This is a genomic window from Paraglaciecola sp. 2405UD69-4 (assembly GCF_047525415.1).
Lineage (GTDB): Bacteria > Pseudomonadota > Gammaproteobacteria > Enterobacterales > Alteromonadaceae > Paraglaciecola.
On record NZ_JBLIXM010000002.1, the window covers coordinates 897978 to 914117 of the forward strand.

16 protein-coding genes are annotated in these 16140 nt (G+C 41.1%); all 16 read right to left on the reverse strand.

Features of this window, described 5'->3' with window-relative positions; translation table 11 throughout:
• Positions 1–20 precede the first annotated feature (20 nt).
• On the reverse strand, positions 21–2120 hold the full coding sequence (flhA, locus tag ACMUMK_RS10380) for a flagellar biosynthesis protein FlhA (protein WP_414701046.1): 2100 nt from the start codon (positions 2118–2120) through the stop codon (positions 21–23).
• Between the two features lie 93 nt (positions 2121–2213).
• Positions 2214–3338, reverse strand: coding sequence for a flagellar biosynthesis protein FlhB (flhB, locus tag ACMUMK_RS10385; RefSeq protein WP_414701047.1), 1125 nt, complete (start codon positions 3336–3338; stop codon positions 2214–2216).
• A gap of 12 nt (positions 3339–3350) precedes the next feature.
• Positions 3351–4130, reverse strand: a complete 780-nt coding sequence (fliR, locus tag ACMUMK_RS10390) for a flagellar biosynthetic protein FliR (protein WP_414701048.1) — start codon at positions 4128–4130, stop codon at positions 3351–3353.
• 31 nt (positions 4131–4161) lie between these two features.
• Positions 4162–4431: a flagellar biosynthesis protein FliQ gene (gene fliQ, locus ACMUMK_RS10395; RefSeq protein ID WP_133469250.1), complete on the reverse strand. Its 270-nt coding sequence runs from the start codon at positions 4429–4431 to the stop codon at positions 4162–4164.
• Positions 4432–4469: 38 nt separating this feature from the next.
• Positions 4470–5225 (reverse strand): flagellar type III secretion system pore protein FliP, encoded by a 756-nt coding sequence (fliP, locus tag ACMUMK_RS10400; protein ID WP_414701405.1) that lies wholly within the window; start codon positions 5223–5225, stop codon positions 4470–4472.
• A complete protein-coding gene (fliO, locus tag ACMUMK_RS10405; protein ID WP_414701049.1) occupies positions 5225–5743 on the reverse strand; it encodes a flagellar biosynthetic protein FliO in 519 nt (172 codons plus the stop codon). Before fliO ends, fliP begins: the two co-directional genes overlap by 1 nt.
• Positions 5703–6122 carry a flagellar motor switch protein FliN gene (gene fliN, locus ACMUMK_RS10410; RefSeq protein WP_414701050.1) on the reverse strand — a complete coding sequence of 140 codons (420 nt, stop codon included), beginning with the start codon at positions 6120–6122 and terminating at the stop codon, positions 5703–5705. Before fliN ends, fliO begins: the two co-directional genes overlap by 41 nt.
• A 33-nt stretch (positions 6123–6155) precedes the next feature.
• Complete coding sequence (gene fliM, locus ACMUMK_RS10415) at positions 6156–7214, reverse strand: flagellar motor switch protein FliM (RefSeq protein ID WP_414701051.1); 1059 nt, start codon at positions 7212–7214, stop codon at positions 6156–6158.
• Positions 7215–7242: 28 nt separating this feature from the next.
• Positions 7243–7776, reverse strand: a complete 534-nt coding sequence (fliL, locus tag ACMUMK_RS10420; RefSeq protein ID WP_414701052.1) for a flagellar basal body-associated protein FliL — start codon at positions 7774–7776, stop codon at positions 7243–7245.
• Positions 7777–7861: 85 nt separating this feature from the next.
• Positions 7862–10042, reverse strand: a complete 2181-nt coding sequence (locus tag ACMUMK_RS10425) for a flagellar hook-length control protein FliK (protein WP_414701053.1) — start codon at positions 10040–10042, stop codon at positions 7862–7864.
• Between the two features lie 186 nt (positions 10043–10228).
• Positions 10229–10663: a flagellar export protein FliJ gene (gene fliJ / locus ACMUMK_RS10430; protein WP_414701054.1), complete on the reverse strand. Its 435-nt coding sequence runs from the start codon at positions 10661–10663 to the stop codon at positions 10229–10231.
• A 33-nt stretch (positions 10664–10696) separates the two neighbouring features.
• On the reverse strand, positions 10697–12019 hold the full coding sequence (fliI, locus tag ACMUMK_RS10435; protein ID WP_414701055.1) for a flagellar protein export ATPase FliI: 1323 nt from the start codon (positions 12017–12019) through the stop codon (positions 10697–10699).
• A gap of 9 nt (positions 12020–12028) precedes the next feature.
• Positions 12029–12817 carry a flagellar assembly protein FliH gene (gene fliH, locus ACMUMK_RS10440; protein WP_414701056.1) on the reverse strand — a complete coding sequence of 263 codons (789 nt, stop codon included), beginning with the start codon at positions 12815–12817 and terminating at the stop codon, positions 12029–12031.
• Positions 12818–12846: 29 nt separating this feature from the next.
• Positions 12847–13884, reverse strand: a complete 1038-nt coding sequence (fliG, locus tag ACMUMK_RS10445; protein ID WP_414701057.1) for a flagellar motor switch protein FliG — start codon at positions 13882–13884, stop codon at positions 12847–12849.
• A gap of 37 nt (positions 13885–13921) precedes the next feature.
• The gene (fliF, locus tag ACMUMK_RS10450) at positions 13922–15625 is read right to left on the reverse strand and encodes a flagellar basal-body MS-ring/collar protein FliF (RefSeq protein WP_414701058.1); all 1704 of its coding nucleotides are present in this window, start codon (positions 15623–15625) and stop codon (positions 13922–13924) included.
• 10 nt (positions 15626–15635) lie between these two features.
• The gene (gene fliE / locus ACMUMK_RS10455; RefSeq protein ID WP_414701059.1) at positions 15636–15962 is read right to left on the reverse strand and encodes a flagellar hook-basal body complex protein FliE; all 327 of its coding nucleotides are present in this window, start codon (positions 15960–15962) and stop codon (positions 15636–15638) included.
• Between the last annotated feature and the right edge of the window lie 178 nt (positions 15963–16140).

Below are 16140 nucleotides of genomic sequence, written 5' to 3' on the forward strand. Positions count from 1 at the left end.
TTCAACGCTATACCGTCAGATTATTGACCTACTGCACTTACAATTTTAATTTGTTTGTCATCAGGAATTTCCTGATAAGACAATACGTGTAACCCGCTCACTGAGTGTTTTAAAAACTTAGACAACACTGGCCTTAACATGCCTGATGTCAGCAGCACCGCGGGCTCTCCAGCTAACTCTTGTTGCTGTGATGCTTCATTCAATGATGTTTGTAATTTCTCTGCTAGTCCTGGCTCAATACCAGCACCGTCTGCACCACCAGCCTGTAATGACTGGTGCAACATTTGTTCCAGTTCTGGAGCCAGAGTGATCACGGGTATTTCCATCGCTCCGCCATTAATTTCTTGAACAATTAACCTTTTCAAAGCAATTCGAACAGCAGACACAAGTACATCTGGATCTTGGCTTTTGGGACCAAACTCGCATAAAGTTTGAACTATGCTACGCATATCTCTAATTGGTACCCCTTCGTAGAGCATAGTTTGTAGGACTTTTACAACCGTGCTCAAAGGCAACACATCAGGTACTAATCCTTCTACTAGCTTAGGACTGTTTTTCGCTAACATATCCAATAGCTGTTGAACTTCCTCATGACCAAGTAATTGATAAGCATTGTTAGTAAGTAATTGGCTTAGGTGCGTTGCCACAACGGTTGCAGCATCGACCACCGTATAGCCTAATGTTTGTGCATGCTCTCTTTGATTTGCTCTTATCCATACGGCATCTAAACCAAAGGCGGGATCTTTCGTGACTTTTCCTTCAAGCTTCCCAAAAACCTGGCCAGGGTTAATTGCGAGCTCATCGTCATGACTTATTTCAGCTTCGCCTACTGTTACCCCAAGCATAGCAATCGTATAATTATTTGGACTTAGATCTAAGTTATCGCGGATATGTACTGGGGGAATTAAAAAACCTAGCTCTTGAGATAACTTTTTTCTGACCCCTTTAATACGGTTTAACAATTCACCACCTTGGGCCTTATCCACCAAAGGGATTAACCTATAACCTACTTCTAACCCTATGGTATCCACATGTTGTACGTCATCCCAACCTAACTCTTTTATTTCTGCAGGTTGCTGGTTTTGCTCTGGTAAATTGCTTACAACTTGAGGTTCATTCGCTGCTTTTTGTGCACGCCAATAGTTGTAATAAGCATAACCGCCGACAACGGCACTGAACCCCAAAAAGGCTACATGTGGCATACCAGGAACAATCCCCATTACAAATAATACACCAGAGGTGATATATAAGGCCTGCTGATTACCCAGTTGCTTGGTTAACTCTGACCCCATTTCCTGAGAGTCATTTTCACGGGTAACTATAATCGCAGTGGCGACTGAGAGTAAAAGTGAAGGTATTTGCGCCACTAATCCATCACCAATGGTTAATAACGTATATATTTCGATTGCTTGTCCAAAACCTAAATCGTGTTGGATCATCCCTATAAATAGCCCCCCTACTATGTTAATCAACATAATAAATAGACCAGCTACAGCATCACCTTTTACAAATTTGGATGCACCATCCATTGAACCATAAAAATCTGCTTCGGTAGTTATCTCCACACGCCTTTTTCTAGCTTCGTCCGAATCTATAAAGCCCGCGTTCAAATCTGCATCTATGGCCATTTGCTTGCCGGGCATAGCGTCTAGTGTAAATCTAGCACTTACTTCAGATATACGGCCTGCTCCAGCGGTTACTACTTTAAAGTTAATAATGAGTAAAATGGCAAATACCACTATACCTACAGCATAATTACCACCGATTACTACCTCACCAAAGGCCTGAATAACCTTACCAGCGGCATCACCACCTTCATGGCCTTCGAGTAAAACTATTCGTGTCGATGCCACATTAAGGGCTAACCGCAAAACCGTTGCAATTAACAACACCAAAGGAAAGATTCCGAAATCTACTGGTTTTTTAGTAAAGACAGAGACCAAAATAACTACTAATGAAAGTGCGATATTAAAGCTGAATAAAATATCTAATAAGAATGCAGGCATAGGTAAAATAACCATGCCCATAATAGCCAACAAAACTACAGGTGCCCCTAAGCCAGAGGCAGCGGTTTTAAAGTTATCTTTATTAAATCTATTTAAATAAGGAGTAAGTTCCATAAACGAAAAATTGACACTTCTGTATTTTATCGACTAGTTATTTACTCAAAAGCAACTAGTGCGCCAAAATTAGAAGATTCACAATAATTCAGACTATCGTCGTAATTCTGGAGGAATAGGCAAGTTAGACTTAAGAGGGGTTGGCCTTTTTCCTTTACCTTTTTTATAGGCTTTGAGCTGATAAACATAGGCAAGTACCTGTGCAACCGCCATAAATAACTTTTCTGGAATTTCGTGTTCGGCTTCAGTGGAGTAATAGATAGCTCTTGCCAACATTGGAGAGGCAACAATAGGCACATCATGAGCTTTAGCAATCTTTCGTATGTGCATGGCCATTTCATCAACCCCTTTAGCCACAAGTGTAGGCGCTTTAGTTCCAAGCTGGTCATACTTTAAAGCCACAGAAAAATGAGTAGGGTTTGTAACTACAACATCGGCATGGGGGACTTCCTGCATCATTCGGTTGGCAGCAGCTTGATATTGCAACTTACGTATACGGCCTTTTACTTGGGGATCTCCATCAGCATTTTTCCGTTCATCTTTCACTTCCTGTAAAGACATTTTCATTTCTTTATTATGCTTATAGCTTTGATAAGGCACATCAAATACAGCAATAGGAATAAGCGCACAGCACATAATTAAAAAAGCCCAAGCAATAAGTTCTAAGGCGTGAAATATATTCTGTGGGTAGAGTTCTAAGTCTAAATGTAATGCTTCATCTTGAAATACAATTAAAGAAACATAAGCCATAGTTGCCACGACCAAAAACTTAGCAATTGCTTTAAATAGCTCTACGATACTATTCATACCAAACATGCGTTTAATACCGGCAACAGGACTAATTTTACTTGCTTTTGGCGCAGCCGATTGCCATGTGAAATTGTATCCTCCTAAAGCAATGTTCCCATACACACCCGCGACCGTTACGATCAACATGTAAAACAAAACTGGAAAGCTTATAGTTTCAAAAGCAAATCCCCAAGCTTGAAACATATGATTTAAGTCATAAGTTTCATCTCTAGATAATGTAAAGGTTCGTCGCGTTACCTCAAAAAGCGCACTGGCTATTTGCGCCCCAATCATTAAAAAAGCAACGGCACTGGAGACTAAAACCAAGGTTGTAGCTAATTCTTTAGACCTAGCTATTTGACCTTTTTTTCGGGAGTCTTCAATTTTTTTTGCGGTGGGTTCTTCTGTTTTTTCGTTTGCATCAGCCATAGCCTTCCCCCTTTAAGAACACACTAAGACTAACTGACACATCATATTTTGAGCTCGTTCCCACAGTAATTCAAAGTGATGGGTTAAATTACCTAAGGTTAACCAGATAATGAGTAGCCCCATAATTTGCGCGATGGAAAAACCAATACTAAAAATATTCAGTTGAGGTGCTGCTTTAGTCATTACCCCAAATGCTAAATTAACAATAAGCAGAGACACAATCGGCGCTAAAGATAAAGTTAAAGCAGAAACAAACATCCAACCAGCCCAATGGGCGATTTCTCTGAACTGTTCTGGAGAAAACCATGCGCTGCCAATTGGAAAAGCTTCAAAGCTCATCACCACCATTCTAATCATGGCTAGGTGTCCATCCATGGCCCAAAAAAGAAGTGTCGCTAAAATCAAATAAAATTGGCCCACTGCTGGTACATTAATACCATTAACAGGGTCAACAATAGATGCAAAGCCTAAACCGGTTTGCATAGCTACGACTTGCCCAGCTAACACAAAGGTATTGAGTACCATATTTGATAAAAAGCCCAAAGCAATACCAATAATTAACTGTTGAATTACCAGCATAAAAGTTCCTACTGAAAATACTTCAGCTACTGGTACAGGTGGTATAACAGGCATGATAATTATAGTAAGAAAAAGCGTTAGTAAAGCCCGAGTTGTAGGGGGTACACTCTTAGCACTTAAACCTACCATAGACGCAAACATACCTGACACCCGCATAAAAGGTAACAACAAATCCGCGAGATATTGAGTAATGGTAGAAGTAGCAAATTCCATAGTCTGAGCGTTACCCTAAAAAAACCAAAGACTAGCCAACCACTTCGGGTATGCGTTCAACCATAGTAAAAGTGAAATCCATCAACTTCTGTACTAACCAATGGCCTCCCCAACTCAAAGCCAGCAAGGTTACTATCAACCTAGGTAGAAAACTCATTGTTTGCTCATTAATAGATGTGGCCGCTTGAAACACAGCAACAATTAACCCCACAAATAAGCTAGGCAGAATAATGACAGACACCAGCAAAATAACCATTTGCAGCGCTTCTTTTAATATTTCGACAAAGACTTCTGGGCTCATTTAAACATTCCTTAAATATGGGCTAAAATCAAAACCAATCATCCCATTCCAAAGCTATTAGCTAAGGTACCGAAAATTAAGTTCCAGCCGTCCACCAACACAAATAGCATGAGCTTAAATGGTAAAGAGACAATCATGGGCGATAACATCATCATCCCCATTGCCATCAAAATTGAAGCGACAACCAAATCTAAAATCAAAAATGGAATAAATAACATAAACCCAATTTGAAACGCTGTTTTTAGCTCACTGGTAACAAAAGCAGGTATCAGCACATTCATAGGTACATCAGCTGGGTCTTGAAACTGGCCATCCATGCCTCCTATCTGCACAAAGGTTTCTAAATCTTTCACCCTTGTTTGCGCCAGCATAAAAGCTCTCAAAGGCTGTTTACCAATTTCGTAGGCTTGTATAGAAGTGATCTCTTCATTTAAATAAGGCTGGAGTGCTGTCTCGTTAATTTTTTCAAATACAGGGGCCATGATAAACATTGAAAGAAATAAACTAACGCCTATCAATATTTGATTCGAAGGAGATTGTTGCAAACCAATCGCTTGCCTCAAGATAGACAACACAATAATAATTCGCGTGAATGAGGTCATCATCATTACAAAGGCAGGCAATAAGCTGAGGGCTGTCATGATAGCCACAACTTGCAATGTCATGGTGTAATCTTGGGAGCCATCTGGATTATCAGTTAATGTTAACGCAGGGATACCAGGGGCACTGTAGGCTGAAATACTAAAGATCCCAACTCCAACAAATAAAAATATCCTTAACCAGTTTTTATTCATCACTTTTTCTCCTTGTTTGCAGCAGGAGAGCTAACGGTTTGACTTTCTTGATTCTCAGCTACACTTGGGTTGAGTTTACCAGCCATAAACATAGCTAACTTATCTTTAAAGTTATCGTTACCCGTGGCTGAATCATTTGCTAGTGGCACTTCAAGCTTCGCCAAATGGTTTATATTGTGTGCAGTAACACCAACTAAATGTTGTTCATTACCTACTTCAATCACCATGACTCTCTCTCTGGTGCCAGCCATCATTGACGCTACGACTTTTAAGTCTGATGAGCCTGACTGAGTGACGTTAAACCGTCGCATTAAAAAAGCAACGACAAAAACAACACCTACAACGAGTAACAAAGATAGGAAAATTGACACTATTGAAGTGGGGTTAGTAAGATCTTGAGCCGCAGAATAGGCTCTATTTGAGAGCAATAAAAAAGGGCCAAGTACACACCAAGCCCATGTTTTATATGACTTTTGTTTACCTGAGTTTTTTGATTCTTTCCAATTGACTAATAACATCTGTTAAGCGAATACCAAATTTGTCGTTGACCACTACTACTTCTCCATGAGCAATCAACGTGCCATTAACTAAAACATCTAATGGCTCACCTGCTACGCGGTCTAATTCAACAACAGATCCTTGGTTTAGCTGTAACAAATTACGAATACTTATGTTACTCCTTCCTACTTCCATAGAAATAGTGACAGGAATATCTAATATAGTGTCCAGCTTACGTTTTTCCTGGCTAGTAATCTCCCTGTCTTCTTCAAACTCATCAAGCTCAGCGACTTCTGCTCCAAGACCAAATTCGTCTTTAGCTCCATCACCTTTAGCCTCTTCATCTGCTTGCTCAGCCATAGCCGCAGCCCAGTCATCTAAACCGTCTTCTTCACTCATTTTGTACTCCGTACTCGATTAATTGGCATATACTTACCAATCATCTTCGAGGGTTTGCAGTTCGGCGTCGTTATCGATACGACGACCGCCTTTAGTTAATAATTGCAACTCAGACTTAACTGATGTCGGCCGCGGAATTTTTTCAATAATCTTAAGCGCTACATTTTCTCTTGACTGTCCCATCTTGGCTCTAAAGGTGGGTAACTTCTCAATCATGACAGTGATATGTTCTGGCATTTCAATGGGAATAACAAAACCCGCTTCAAAATCCATCACTTCTTTAAGAGACATTTCGATATCCATCATATGAGTAGATAACTCAACTTTGACATCCATGATTTCATCTCGTAACGCTTTACTCCATCTTAAATCCGTATCTTCCTTATCACTTTGCACACCAGCGTCTAATAGTTCCCTTATGGGCTCTAACATAGAATATGGTAACGAGACATGAAAATCCCCGCCACCACCATCTAGTTCAATATGAAACGAGCTAATCACCACCACTTCAGTGGGGCTGACAATATTCGCCATAGCTGGATTCACTTCCGAGTCAAGGTACTCAAAAGAAACATCCATAACAGGTGCCCAAGCTTCTTTGTAATCTTCAAAGATCAATTTAAGCAACATTTGGATGATACGGCGTTCAGTTGGGGTAAACTCTCTACCTTCTATCTTGGCGTGATAACGGCCATCACCACCAAAAAAATTATCAACCAAGATAAAAACGAGCCTGGCCTCCATGGTGATGAGGCCCGTCCCTTTTAATGGGCGAAACCGAACCATATTCAAACTTGTTGGAACGAATAAAGTATGAATATATTCGCCAAACTTAGTCATCTGGATCCCATTGATGGAGACTTCAGCAGAGCGACGCATCATATTAAAAAGACTCACACGCATATGCCTAGCAAACCGCTCATTCACGATTTCTAGGGTAGGCATACGCCCACGGACGATACGATCTTGCGAGGAAAAGTCGTATTCCATAGCAGATCCTTCGGATACGCTTTCTGATACGTCCTCTTCTTCTACATCGTCGACACCATGAAGTAGCGCGTCAATTTCGTCTTGGGATAATAAATCGCTCAATCTAATTCTCTCATTTAATCAATGCTATTTACTGCATTACAAAGCCTGTAAACAGAACTTCTTCAACGGTTTGGTTACCGCTAACATCAGCCATTGTGCTTTGGACGGCTTTTAAAGCACTAGCTCTTATTGCGGTTTTTCCTGCCTCTGTAGCTAAATCATCAGCATTAGCTGTGCTAAATGTTCTTAGCAATGAGCCCTCAATCAAAGGGATGTGCATTTTTACTTGCTCTTCGTTATCAGAGCCGCGCATCATTAATTGTACTTTAATCTCTACGTATCTATCGCGAGTTGCCCCCGGCGCATTAAATGTAAATGGCCTAGGCATTGCCACATACAAGGCAGTTCCAGTTTTCACTAATGCTGTACTGTCACCTGATTCACTAGAAGCAGAATCTGTGCCAGCAGCGGCCTCTTCTGCAACCGGCTCAGGCTCATCTGAGCCCATCAAAAAAAAATAGGCAGCCCCGCCACCAGCTATCAAGACAACAACAGCAATGATGATGATAATCAACTTGCCTTTCTTGCCGCCTTCTTCCATCTGTAATTCTTCTTCAGCCATTTATCTCTCTCAATTTCTAAACTGTGCTGCCTATTATCGGGTCCAAATAAAATTTGGCAATGTGCTTTATACTTTTAACCTAGCTTTAGACAAAATAATCAACACCACCAAGGGCACCGTTTACAATTTTTTGCTGCGATATTATATTTTCTGGTACCTCAACTTCTTCAGTTTTATTATCAGCTGAACTCCCGTTACCTGCAAACTCTCCTTGTTCTTGTTGCTGATTGTCACTATCTTGACGCACTGAGGACTGCCCCAGCTCAATTCCTTTATCAGCAAGCATTTCTCTTAACCTAGGCGTAGCAGAATCAACCGCATCTCGTGCATGGTGAGACTGAACTACAAAGTTAACTGTTGCTGAATCTCCAGACATTGCGACCTTAACGTGTACTGAGCCTAATTCAGCGGGATCTAACCGAATATCAGCAACTAAGTTTTTAGTGTTTACCATCCAGCGTACTTTTTCAGCTAGCTGTTGATGTCCTTCTGGTTTGGTAATATTGATTGCTTTATCGAGCTTAGTTTCAACCTGACTTAGTTGAACTTGCTTACTTTGCTCCCCTTGAATTTGGGCAACCTCTCTAGCATAACTGTTAAATGACTGATTTTGATTATGCTCTAAAGCCTGGCTGAGGCTACTCGCAAAGTCGATAACCTGAGAAACACTATTAACGGTAGTGTCAGCACTAATAGCAGCTTTATTGACAACGCTTTGATCTGTTACTTTTGTGGTAGCCTCGGCAATTAGGGCTTTTAAGTCAATACCTGGCTCCCGCCCTTTAGAAAGCTGCTCTTTAAATTCTTGTAACCCAGTTTTAAGTGCTGCTACAAATTCTTTTGATGCTAACTCCCCACCTACTGGAAAATCTGCAGTCAGCGAACTTGCCACTTGCTGCGCTGTAGCCTGACTCTGCTCAGTTAAGTCAACTGAATTTCCCTGACTAGTATCGATTACTCGATGACTTATGTTCTCTAGTACTTTATTTAATTTGGAACTAGGTAAATCGAGTAGCTTCTTCACATCAGATTGCTTAGTTTCGACAGGTAAACTTGCTGTGTTTATTACGGGGATAGCAGCCGTGTCAGCCAGGTCTGTCTCACTGTCAATAATATCAGCCACAAATGGCTGCTCTGCCCCATCAGTTGTTGAGGCGACATCGATTGTTTCAGCAACGCTTGTTTCAATAGCTGTAGTTACTTGAGATATCTCTGCTTTAGGAGTGAGTGATTCAGTAGTCATTAGATCATCAGCAGCTAAATCATCAAGGTTGAGCTCTTCGGTTTCTTGCAATAGATCAACAAATAATGCTTTGTTTACCTCTTTTGTTAAATCCGCAACAGTGTGCTCAGCGTCTATTTTATCATTAAGGTTCTTTGAAAGATCGAGTGAGGTTTCAGTTGCAATGACTAAATCATCACTCACACCCTCATCATCTTGCGTTAGCGTATCTAGCATTTCAGAGACTATTTTACTTATTTCTTTATCCCTTGGCGCTTGCTCTACTTCACTGAGTATTTTCGAAATAAGTTTTTGATTAACAAAATGCTCACTTACTTCGCCCCTGCCTATATCTACTAACTCAGAGGTATCTTCTTGGTTAATAGCTATATCAGTGCTGCTGTTCGTTGCGTCAATCTCTTCTGTATTAGAGGTAGACAGCATACTAACTGCTACATTTTCATCATTAACCTGCTTATCTAACTTTTTGCCATCACTTTGAACTAAACTATCTCGCCCTAATCCTTGCAAGTTACCAACCAGATCAACCCATTGGTCCACGTTTATAATGTCTGATTCCGCATCAGATTTACTCTCTCCATTCACTTCAGACTCAATATCAAAGTCTCTGGGTAACACATCATGTTCACCACTTTTTAAAGCCTTTGCATCACTGTGACCTTCAAGCTCTACTTTTGTTGATTCAACAGCCTCACCTGACGAGGTTTGCTTGGTTTTTTGGCTGTTCTCAAATTCGTCTTTGGTGACATGAGTATTTTCATCTAGGACTGAAGCAGTTTTAGACGCTTTACTATTGCTTAAATCAGTACTCACCTTCTTTTGCTTGTCTGGAGTTGCATCAGCACGCTCGCGGGCATTATCAAACGCCGAGCGAGCTGAATTACTATATCCATGGTCATTCTGATGACCTTTTAGCAATAAACCAAATTGCTCTTTAGTATTTGACTCTAGCTGGCTGCTAGTTTCAGCTCCGCTGGCAAAAGCGGCAAGTTCTGATTTAGTAGTGGCAACTTGTTGCATCATTATAACGTCCTTAACCTCATTATCATGGGGCTACCTATAAACACTTAAATTTCAACAGCTTATATATAAATCATTAATCAAAAATATAAGAATTAAATGCTTTTAGGTAAAAATAAATTGAAACTCAAATCTATTACAGCAAAGAGTATTCCAATTTATAAAAAGGTTAAAATAATGAAAAAGGATTTACTTACGAAGGTATTTTTGCAGTGACATTTCATCGAGCATTGCCTGCTCTTGTTTATCTTCTCTTTTTTGCTTGGCTAGCTGCTGCTTCTGCAACAACATTTCAACGGCTTTTCGTTTACGTTGTTGCTGTAACCACTGTGAACGCCTTTGATCTGCGACTATCAACGCTTTATTCAAAGCTTGTGTTTGCATCTCACAGGCTTTATCCAACTTGCCAATAAACTGGTGGTGTTGCCCAAAGGTTAAACTCCCAATTCCATTTTTAGCTTTTTGTTGTACTTCTCTAAGATAATCTAATCGATAGTTCTCTAATCCAGATAGCTTTTGTTTATTACTCTGGGCAAATTGCTGTGCTTGGCGAAAATCTTCCACCATTTTTTGCTCTTTTTGGCGCTCCCACTGAGCCACCAGATCAAGCTGAGATTTAGACATCCGCATGCCTCTTCAGTATCAATATAAAATTAATCACCCGGTACCTAGCCCACCGCTTAAGGTATGCATGTCTGCTGTGCTATGTTCAAAATCCAAAACCTGCGTCATACCTTGCTGCAAAAACGCGTTGATAGCAGGCTCAGCATTAACAGATAAATCAATTCGGGGATCCGTGCCTTTTGTATAAGCTCCTATGCTAATAAGATCTCTGTTTCGTTGATACGTTGCATACACTTGGCGAATACGCCTTGCTCTTAATACATGCTCTTCAGACACAACCATGGGCATCACACGACTAATGGATGCTTCAATATCAATAGCTGGATAGTGGCCTGAGTCTGCTAAATCGCGGGACAAAACTATATGCCCGTCTAATATAGCTCGCGCAGCATCAGCAATCGGATCTTGCAGATCATCGCCCTCAGTTAGCACAGTATAAAATGCGGTGATAGAGCCTTGGTTTTCAGCACCATTACCTGCCCGCTCAACTAATGCTGGAAGCTTTGCAAATACAGAAGGCGGATATCCTTTTGTAGCCGGCGGCTCGCCAACAGCTAGGGCAATCTCTCTTTGCGCCATAGCGTAACGGGTCAAAGAGTCTATTAGTAATAAAACGTTTAATCCTTTATCTCTGAAATATTCAGCAATAGTTATGGCCGTCTCACACCCTTTAAGGCGCATCAAAGGAGAAGTATCGGCAGGAGCGGCAACGACAACGGCTTTTTTCCGCTCTTCTTCACCCAAAATATCTTGAATAAATTCCTTTACCTCTCGGCCCCTTTCCCCCACTAAGCCTACAACCACTACATCTGCAGTCGTCCCTCGGGTCATCATTCCCATTAATACACTTTTACCAACACCACTACCTGCGAAAAGCCCCATACGTTGCCCAGATCCAACTGTAATAACAGAGTTTATCGCCCTGACGCCGACATCTAAAGGTTGTGTGATGGGTTTGCGTATCAGAGGATTCATAGGGGGTTTGGTCAGTGGAACACGGGTTTCGGCATCGATAGGACCTAGGCCATCAAGGGGCTGCCCGTTACCGTCAACCACACGGCCTAATAACCCCATACCAACAGCTAAACCTTGCTCTCTATTTAAAGGCATCACTCTAGAGCCAGGTACGATACCTTTTACTGCTTCGGTGGGCATAAGATAAGTAATATTTTCTGCAAACCCAACCACCTCAGCCTCTATCTCACCTTCTATAGTTTGTATTAAACATTGGCTGCCTACTGGCATTTGACAGCCCACAGCTTCTAGAGTCAAACCAATCCCTCTAACCAATTTTCCGCTGGCAACCACAGGGGCATGGGGAATTTGATTCTTAAGCTTTTTTATCCGTTCTAACATTTTTAAGAGTTACTCGTCAGTTGCGCTGGTTGCTAAATGACTTAAACCTTGCTCTAGCAAAAACTTATCAATAACGTCTCTTACCCTGCGCTCAACTGTGATATCCACCGCATTAGTATCTGTTACTATTTCACACCCGCCAGCTGATAGTTCAGGAGATGCAATGATATCCCATCTGTGCTTTGTAATTTCCTCTTCAGAAAAGTGGTTGTTTATTCGTTCAATATCATTTGGATGTAAATGGATTTGATAATGCTTTTCTTGGATGGGTAGTACTTTCAACCCCTCACTAAGGGCTTGAAATATAAGGTCATCGTTGGTTTTAACTTCACTACGAATTACGCCTCTGGCTAAACTTACCGCCAATAACACCAACTCTTGCTCTAGCTGTTTTTCAACTTTGCTAACAGGATGTTGAATACTCTCAATCAAGCTTACCCAACTGGCTAGGTTTTGTTGTGTTTGCTCTTGCCCACTTGCCAAGCCTTCTTGCATTCCCTCTTCTAGGCCTTTGCTGTATCCTTCTTTTTGGCCATCTTCTAAGCCTTTTTGAAATCCCTCTTCTTGTCCTTTTTTGTGGCCATCAGCATACCCTTCGGCATGGGCTGCGGCTCTAATTTCTTCAATTTCTTCAGCAGTAGGTGGCAGAATTTCTACTTCAGGCTCTGGCGGTTCGTATTTCCAATCAGACTTTCGGTTCAAAGCGTTGGTTTTTTCTAAATCTGCTTTGTTTACCTGCGATTCTACATAAGGTAAGTCCCAAGCTTTAAACTCTTCATCTAATTCATCATCAGTCATACTGTTTCTCCAAAAAAATCAGTAGACATTTATAAGAACTCATCACCGCCACCACCGCCTAGCATGATTTCACCTGAATCAGCTAAACGCCTGGCAACAGACAGAATTTCTTTTTGAGCCGTTTCTACTTCGCTGATACGAACCGGCCCCATGGCCTCTAAATCATCAATAAGCATTTCAGCGGCACGTTTAGACATATTCTTAGTTATCTTGTCTTTGAGTTCATCTTCAGCCCCTTTTATCGCTTTGAGCAGTGCTTCTTGCTGCACTTCTCTGAGTATGGCTTGAATTGCTCTGTCATCCACTTCAGAAAGATTGTCAAATACAAACATTAGATCTTGGATTTGTTGACTCATTTCTTCATCTTGCTCACGGATAGCATCCATCAACTGACCTTCAATATTAGTATCTAGGTAGTTCATGATATCAGCAGCAGACTTGAGCCCTCCCATTTTCGCCGCTTGGGTACCAGCTTGACCGGCAAACTGTTTCTCCATGATCTCATTCAATTCTTGTAATGCTGCCGGTTGTACCTCTTCTAAGTTTGCGACTCTCATCATTAGATCAAGGCGGACTTTCTCAGGGAATTGACTCAGAATTTCAGCTGATTGCTCAGCATCTAAGTAAGACATAACAATAGTTTGGATCTGCGGATGCTCATTTCGAATAATACTGGCAACCTGTTTTGAGTCCATCCATTTTAACGAGTCTAAGCCTTTCGCCCCAGAGCCCATCAATATTTGATCAATTAAGTTAGCAGCTTTATCTTCACCTAATGCAGACGTTAAAGCTCGCTTAACAAAGTCAGTACTTTGGAATCCAATGGTGCTGTAATTTTGGATTTCTTCGATAAAATTTTTGTGAACAGCAGTAATTTTAGGTTGGGTCATGTCTTCAATTGAAGCCATAGCTTGCCCTAGTTTTTGTACTTCTTTAGGTTCAAGGTGTTTAAGAATTTGTGCTGCATCTTCTTCTGATAAGCTAAGTAGTAAGATAGCGGCTTTGTCAACGCCTTCTAACTTTCCAACGTCGTAGCCTACTTCACCGGTTTCTTGTTCTTCATCCACAATCTAGCCCTCAATATCCCGCTTACTGAACCACACCTTAATCATCTAACATCATCCAATTTTTAACAACCTGAGACGACAACTCTGGCTCATTTGCCACTAATGCTCTAACAGCTTTTAGTACATCTTCATCTTTGTGTAAATCAGGTAGCATGAAAGTACCGTCTGCCGCAAAACCAACTTGAGATTCATCAAACTCTTCAGCTAATAGGCTAATATTTTCATCCCCTAAATCTAAGCCCTCATCTGCATCCAAGTCATTACTCTTGATCTCTTCTGGGTGAATCAGTTTACTCACCATAGGTCTCACCACAAATAGAATTAACAGTGCGATGATAAAGATGCCCCCACCTAGTTTAATCATAGGTAGGAATACAGGGTCTTCCCAGAATGGAACATCAACGGCTTCAAAGTCTCCCTCCCTTGTAAAGGGAATACTTACCACTTCTAAAGAATCTCCTCGGGTTACATCAAATCCAATACCGCCTTGCAGTAAACGACGTATATCTAATAACTCTGCCTGCTGCCTAGGCGCGGTTGTTTCGGTACCATCTGCTGCGATAGTTGAAACATAGTCTAAGGCCACAGAAACACTTAAACGGCGAATAACCCCAACTTGCTGCTTAGTATGGCTGACTGTGGTGTCTAATTCGTAATTGCGAGTTTCTTCTTTATGGTTTCTACCAGGTGTAGTTTGTTGACTTGAGTTAAAGTTGGCACGTTCTGGAATATTTGCATCCAACGGAGGTTGGTTAGTCAGGGCACCAGGAATGCCTGCTATCACGCCACCTACACTGTTATCTTCAACTGTCATTTCGCTTCTGATAGCAGGTAAATCAGGATTATAACTGCGCTGCGTATGCTCTACAGACGTAAAGTCCATAGTGACATCGGCCTGTGCTGTATAGTTGCCAATCCCTAATACTGGAATAAGAATAGAGTCAATTTTCTCTAGGTACTCACTTTCACGCTTTTTTTCTAACTCATATTCTTTTCGAGAACGAGCCGCTTCGGCATCTTGAGAGCCTGAGTTTAACAAGCGACCATTACTGTTACTCACTGTGACTCTTTCTGGCTCTAAACCTTGAACGGAAGAAGCTACGATATCAATTATCGAATTGACCTCGCCCGTAGAAATCATTGATCCACGTTTACTAGTGACTACTACAGTGGCGCTGGCTTTTTTCTCTCGCCTTGCAAACACATTTTCTTTGGGTAGGGCTAACAAGACTTTTGCTCTGGCAATGGAGTTTATTTCTTCAATTGTACTGGCGATTTGTCTTTCTCTGGCATGTTTTAAGCGCTCTTTCTCAACACGCTGGCTCACCCCAAACCCCATATCTTGCATAATAATATCAGTACCAGCAGACTCCCCTTGGGAAATACCTTGTCTAGTCATACCAATTTTTATACTTTGATATTGCTCAGCACTAACATAAATAACATTGCCTTCTAAACGGTAATCTATCTGAGCTTGATCAAGATAATCTAGTGTTTCTATTAACTCCTGAGTCTCCATCTTTGCTAAAGGACGATAATCTGGCTCTCGCGCCCAAAGAAAAATAAGCACCGCTATAGCAACACAAATCACTAAGGCTACAATCAAAGTGATTTGGCGCACCATGTCGGCATTGCCAACAGAGTCCATAAAACCTGATTTTTGTTCTGCACTTGAGTCGTTAGGATACAAATCTGTATTCATATCGCTCATTGCTAATTCTGTACCCGCAGCTTCAGCCAAAACCTAACTCCTAAACTGGCATGTTCATTATTTGTTTGTAGGCATCAAGTACTTTATTTCTTACTTGAATCGTAGCCTCAAACGCGATACCGGCTTTTTCTTTAGCGATCATTACGTCAGCTAAACTAAGGCTCTTATCGCCCATCTCGAAAGCCATAGCTTTATCTTTTGAATCAAGTTGCATTTCATTTACGGTACCAACAGCTTGGCTCAATAGCTCTGCAAAATTTTGAGAAGATGGATTAGTCGTCAGTGAGTTAGGATCACCAAGCCCTATTTTTGTCTGCTCGGCCATGCCTTGCAGTTCTTGATAGAGTGACTGTGCTTTTATATCCATGACTAACTCCCAATGCTGGTGATGTACTTTATTTTGAAACACTATATCTTTGTAATTAGCAAGCTGAGTGCCAAAGTACCAAGTCTATCCAAAAAAATATTTCATATAAATTACAATAACTTACGAATTTAAGAAGTGTATATTCGGGTGTCATATTCTTGACAATTAGCACAAAGAC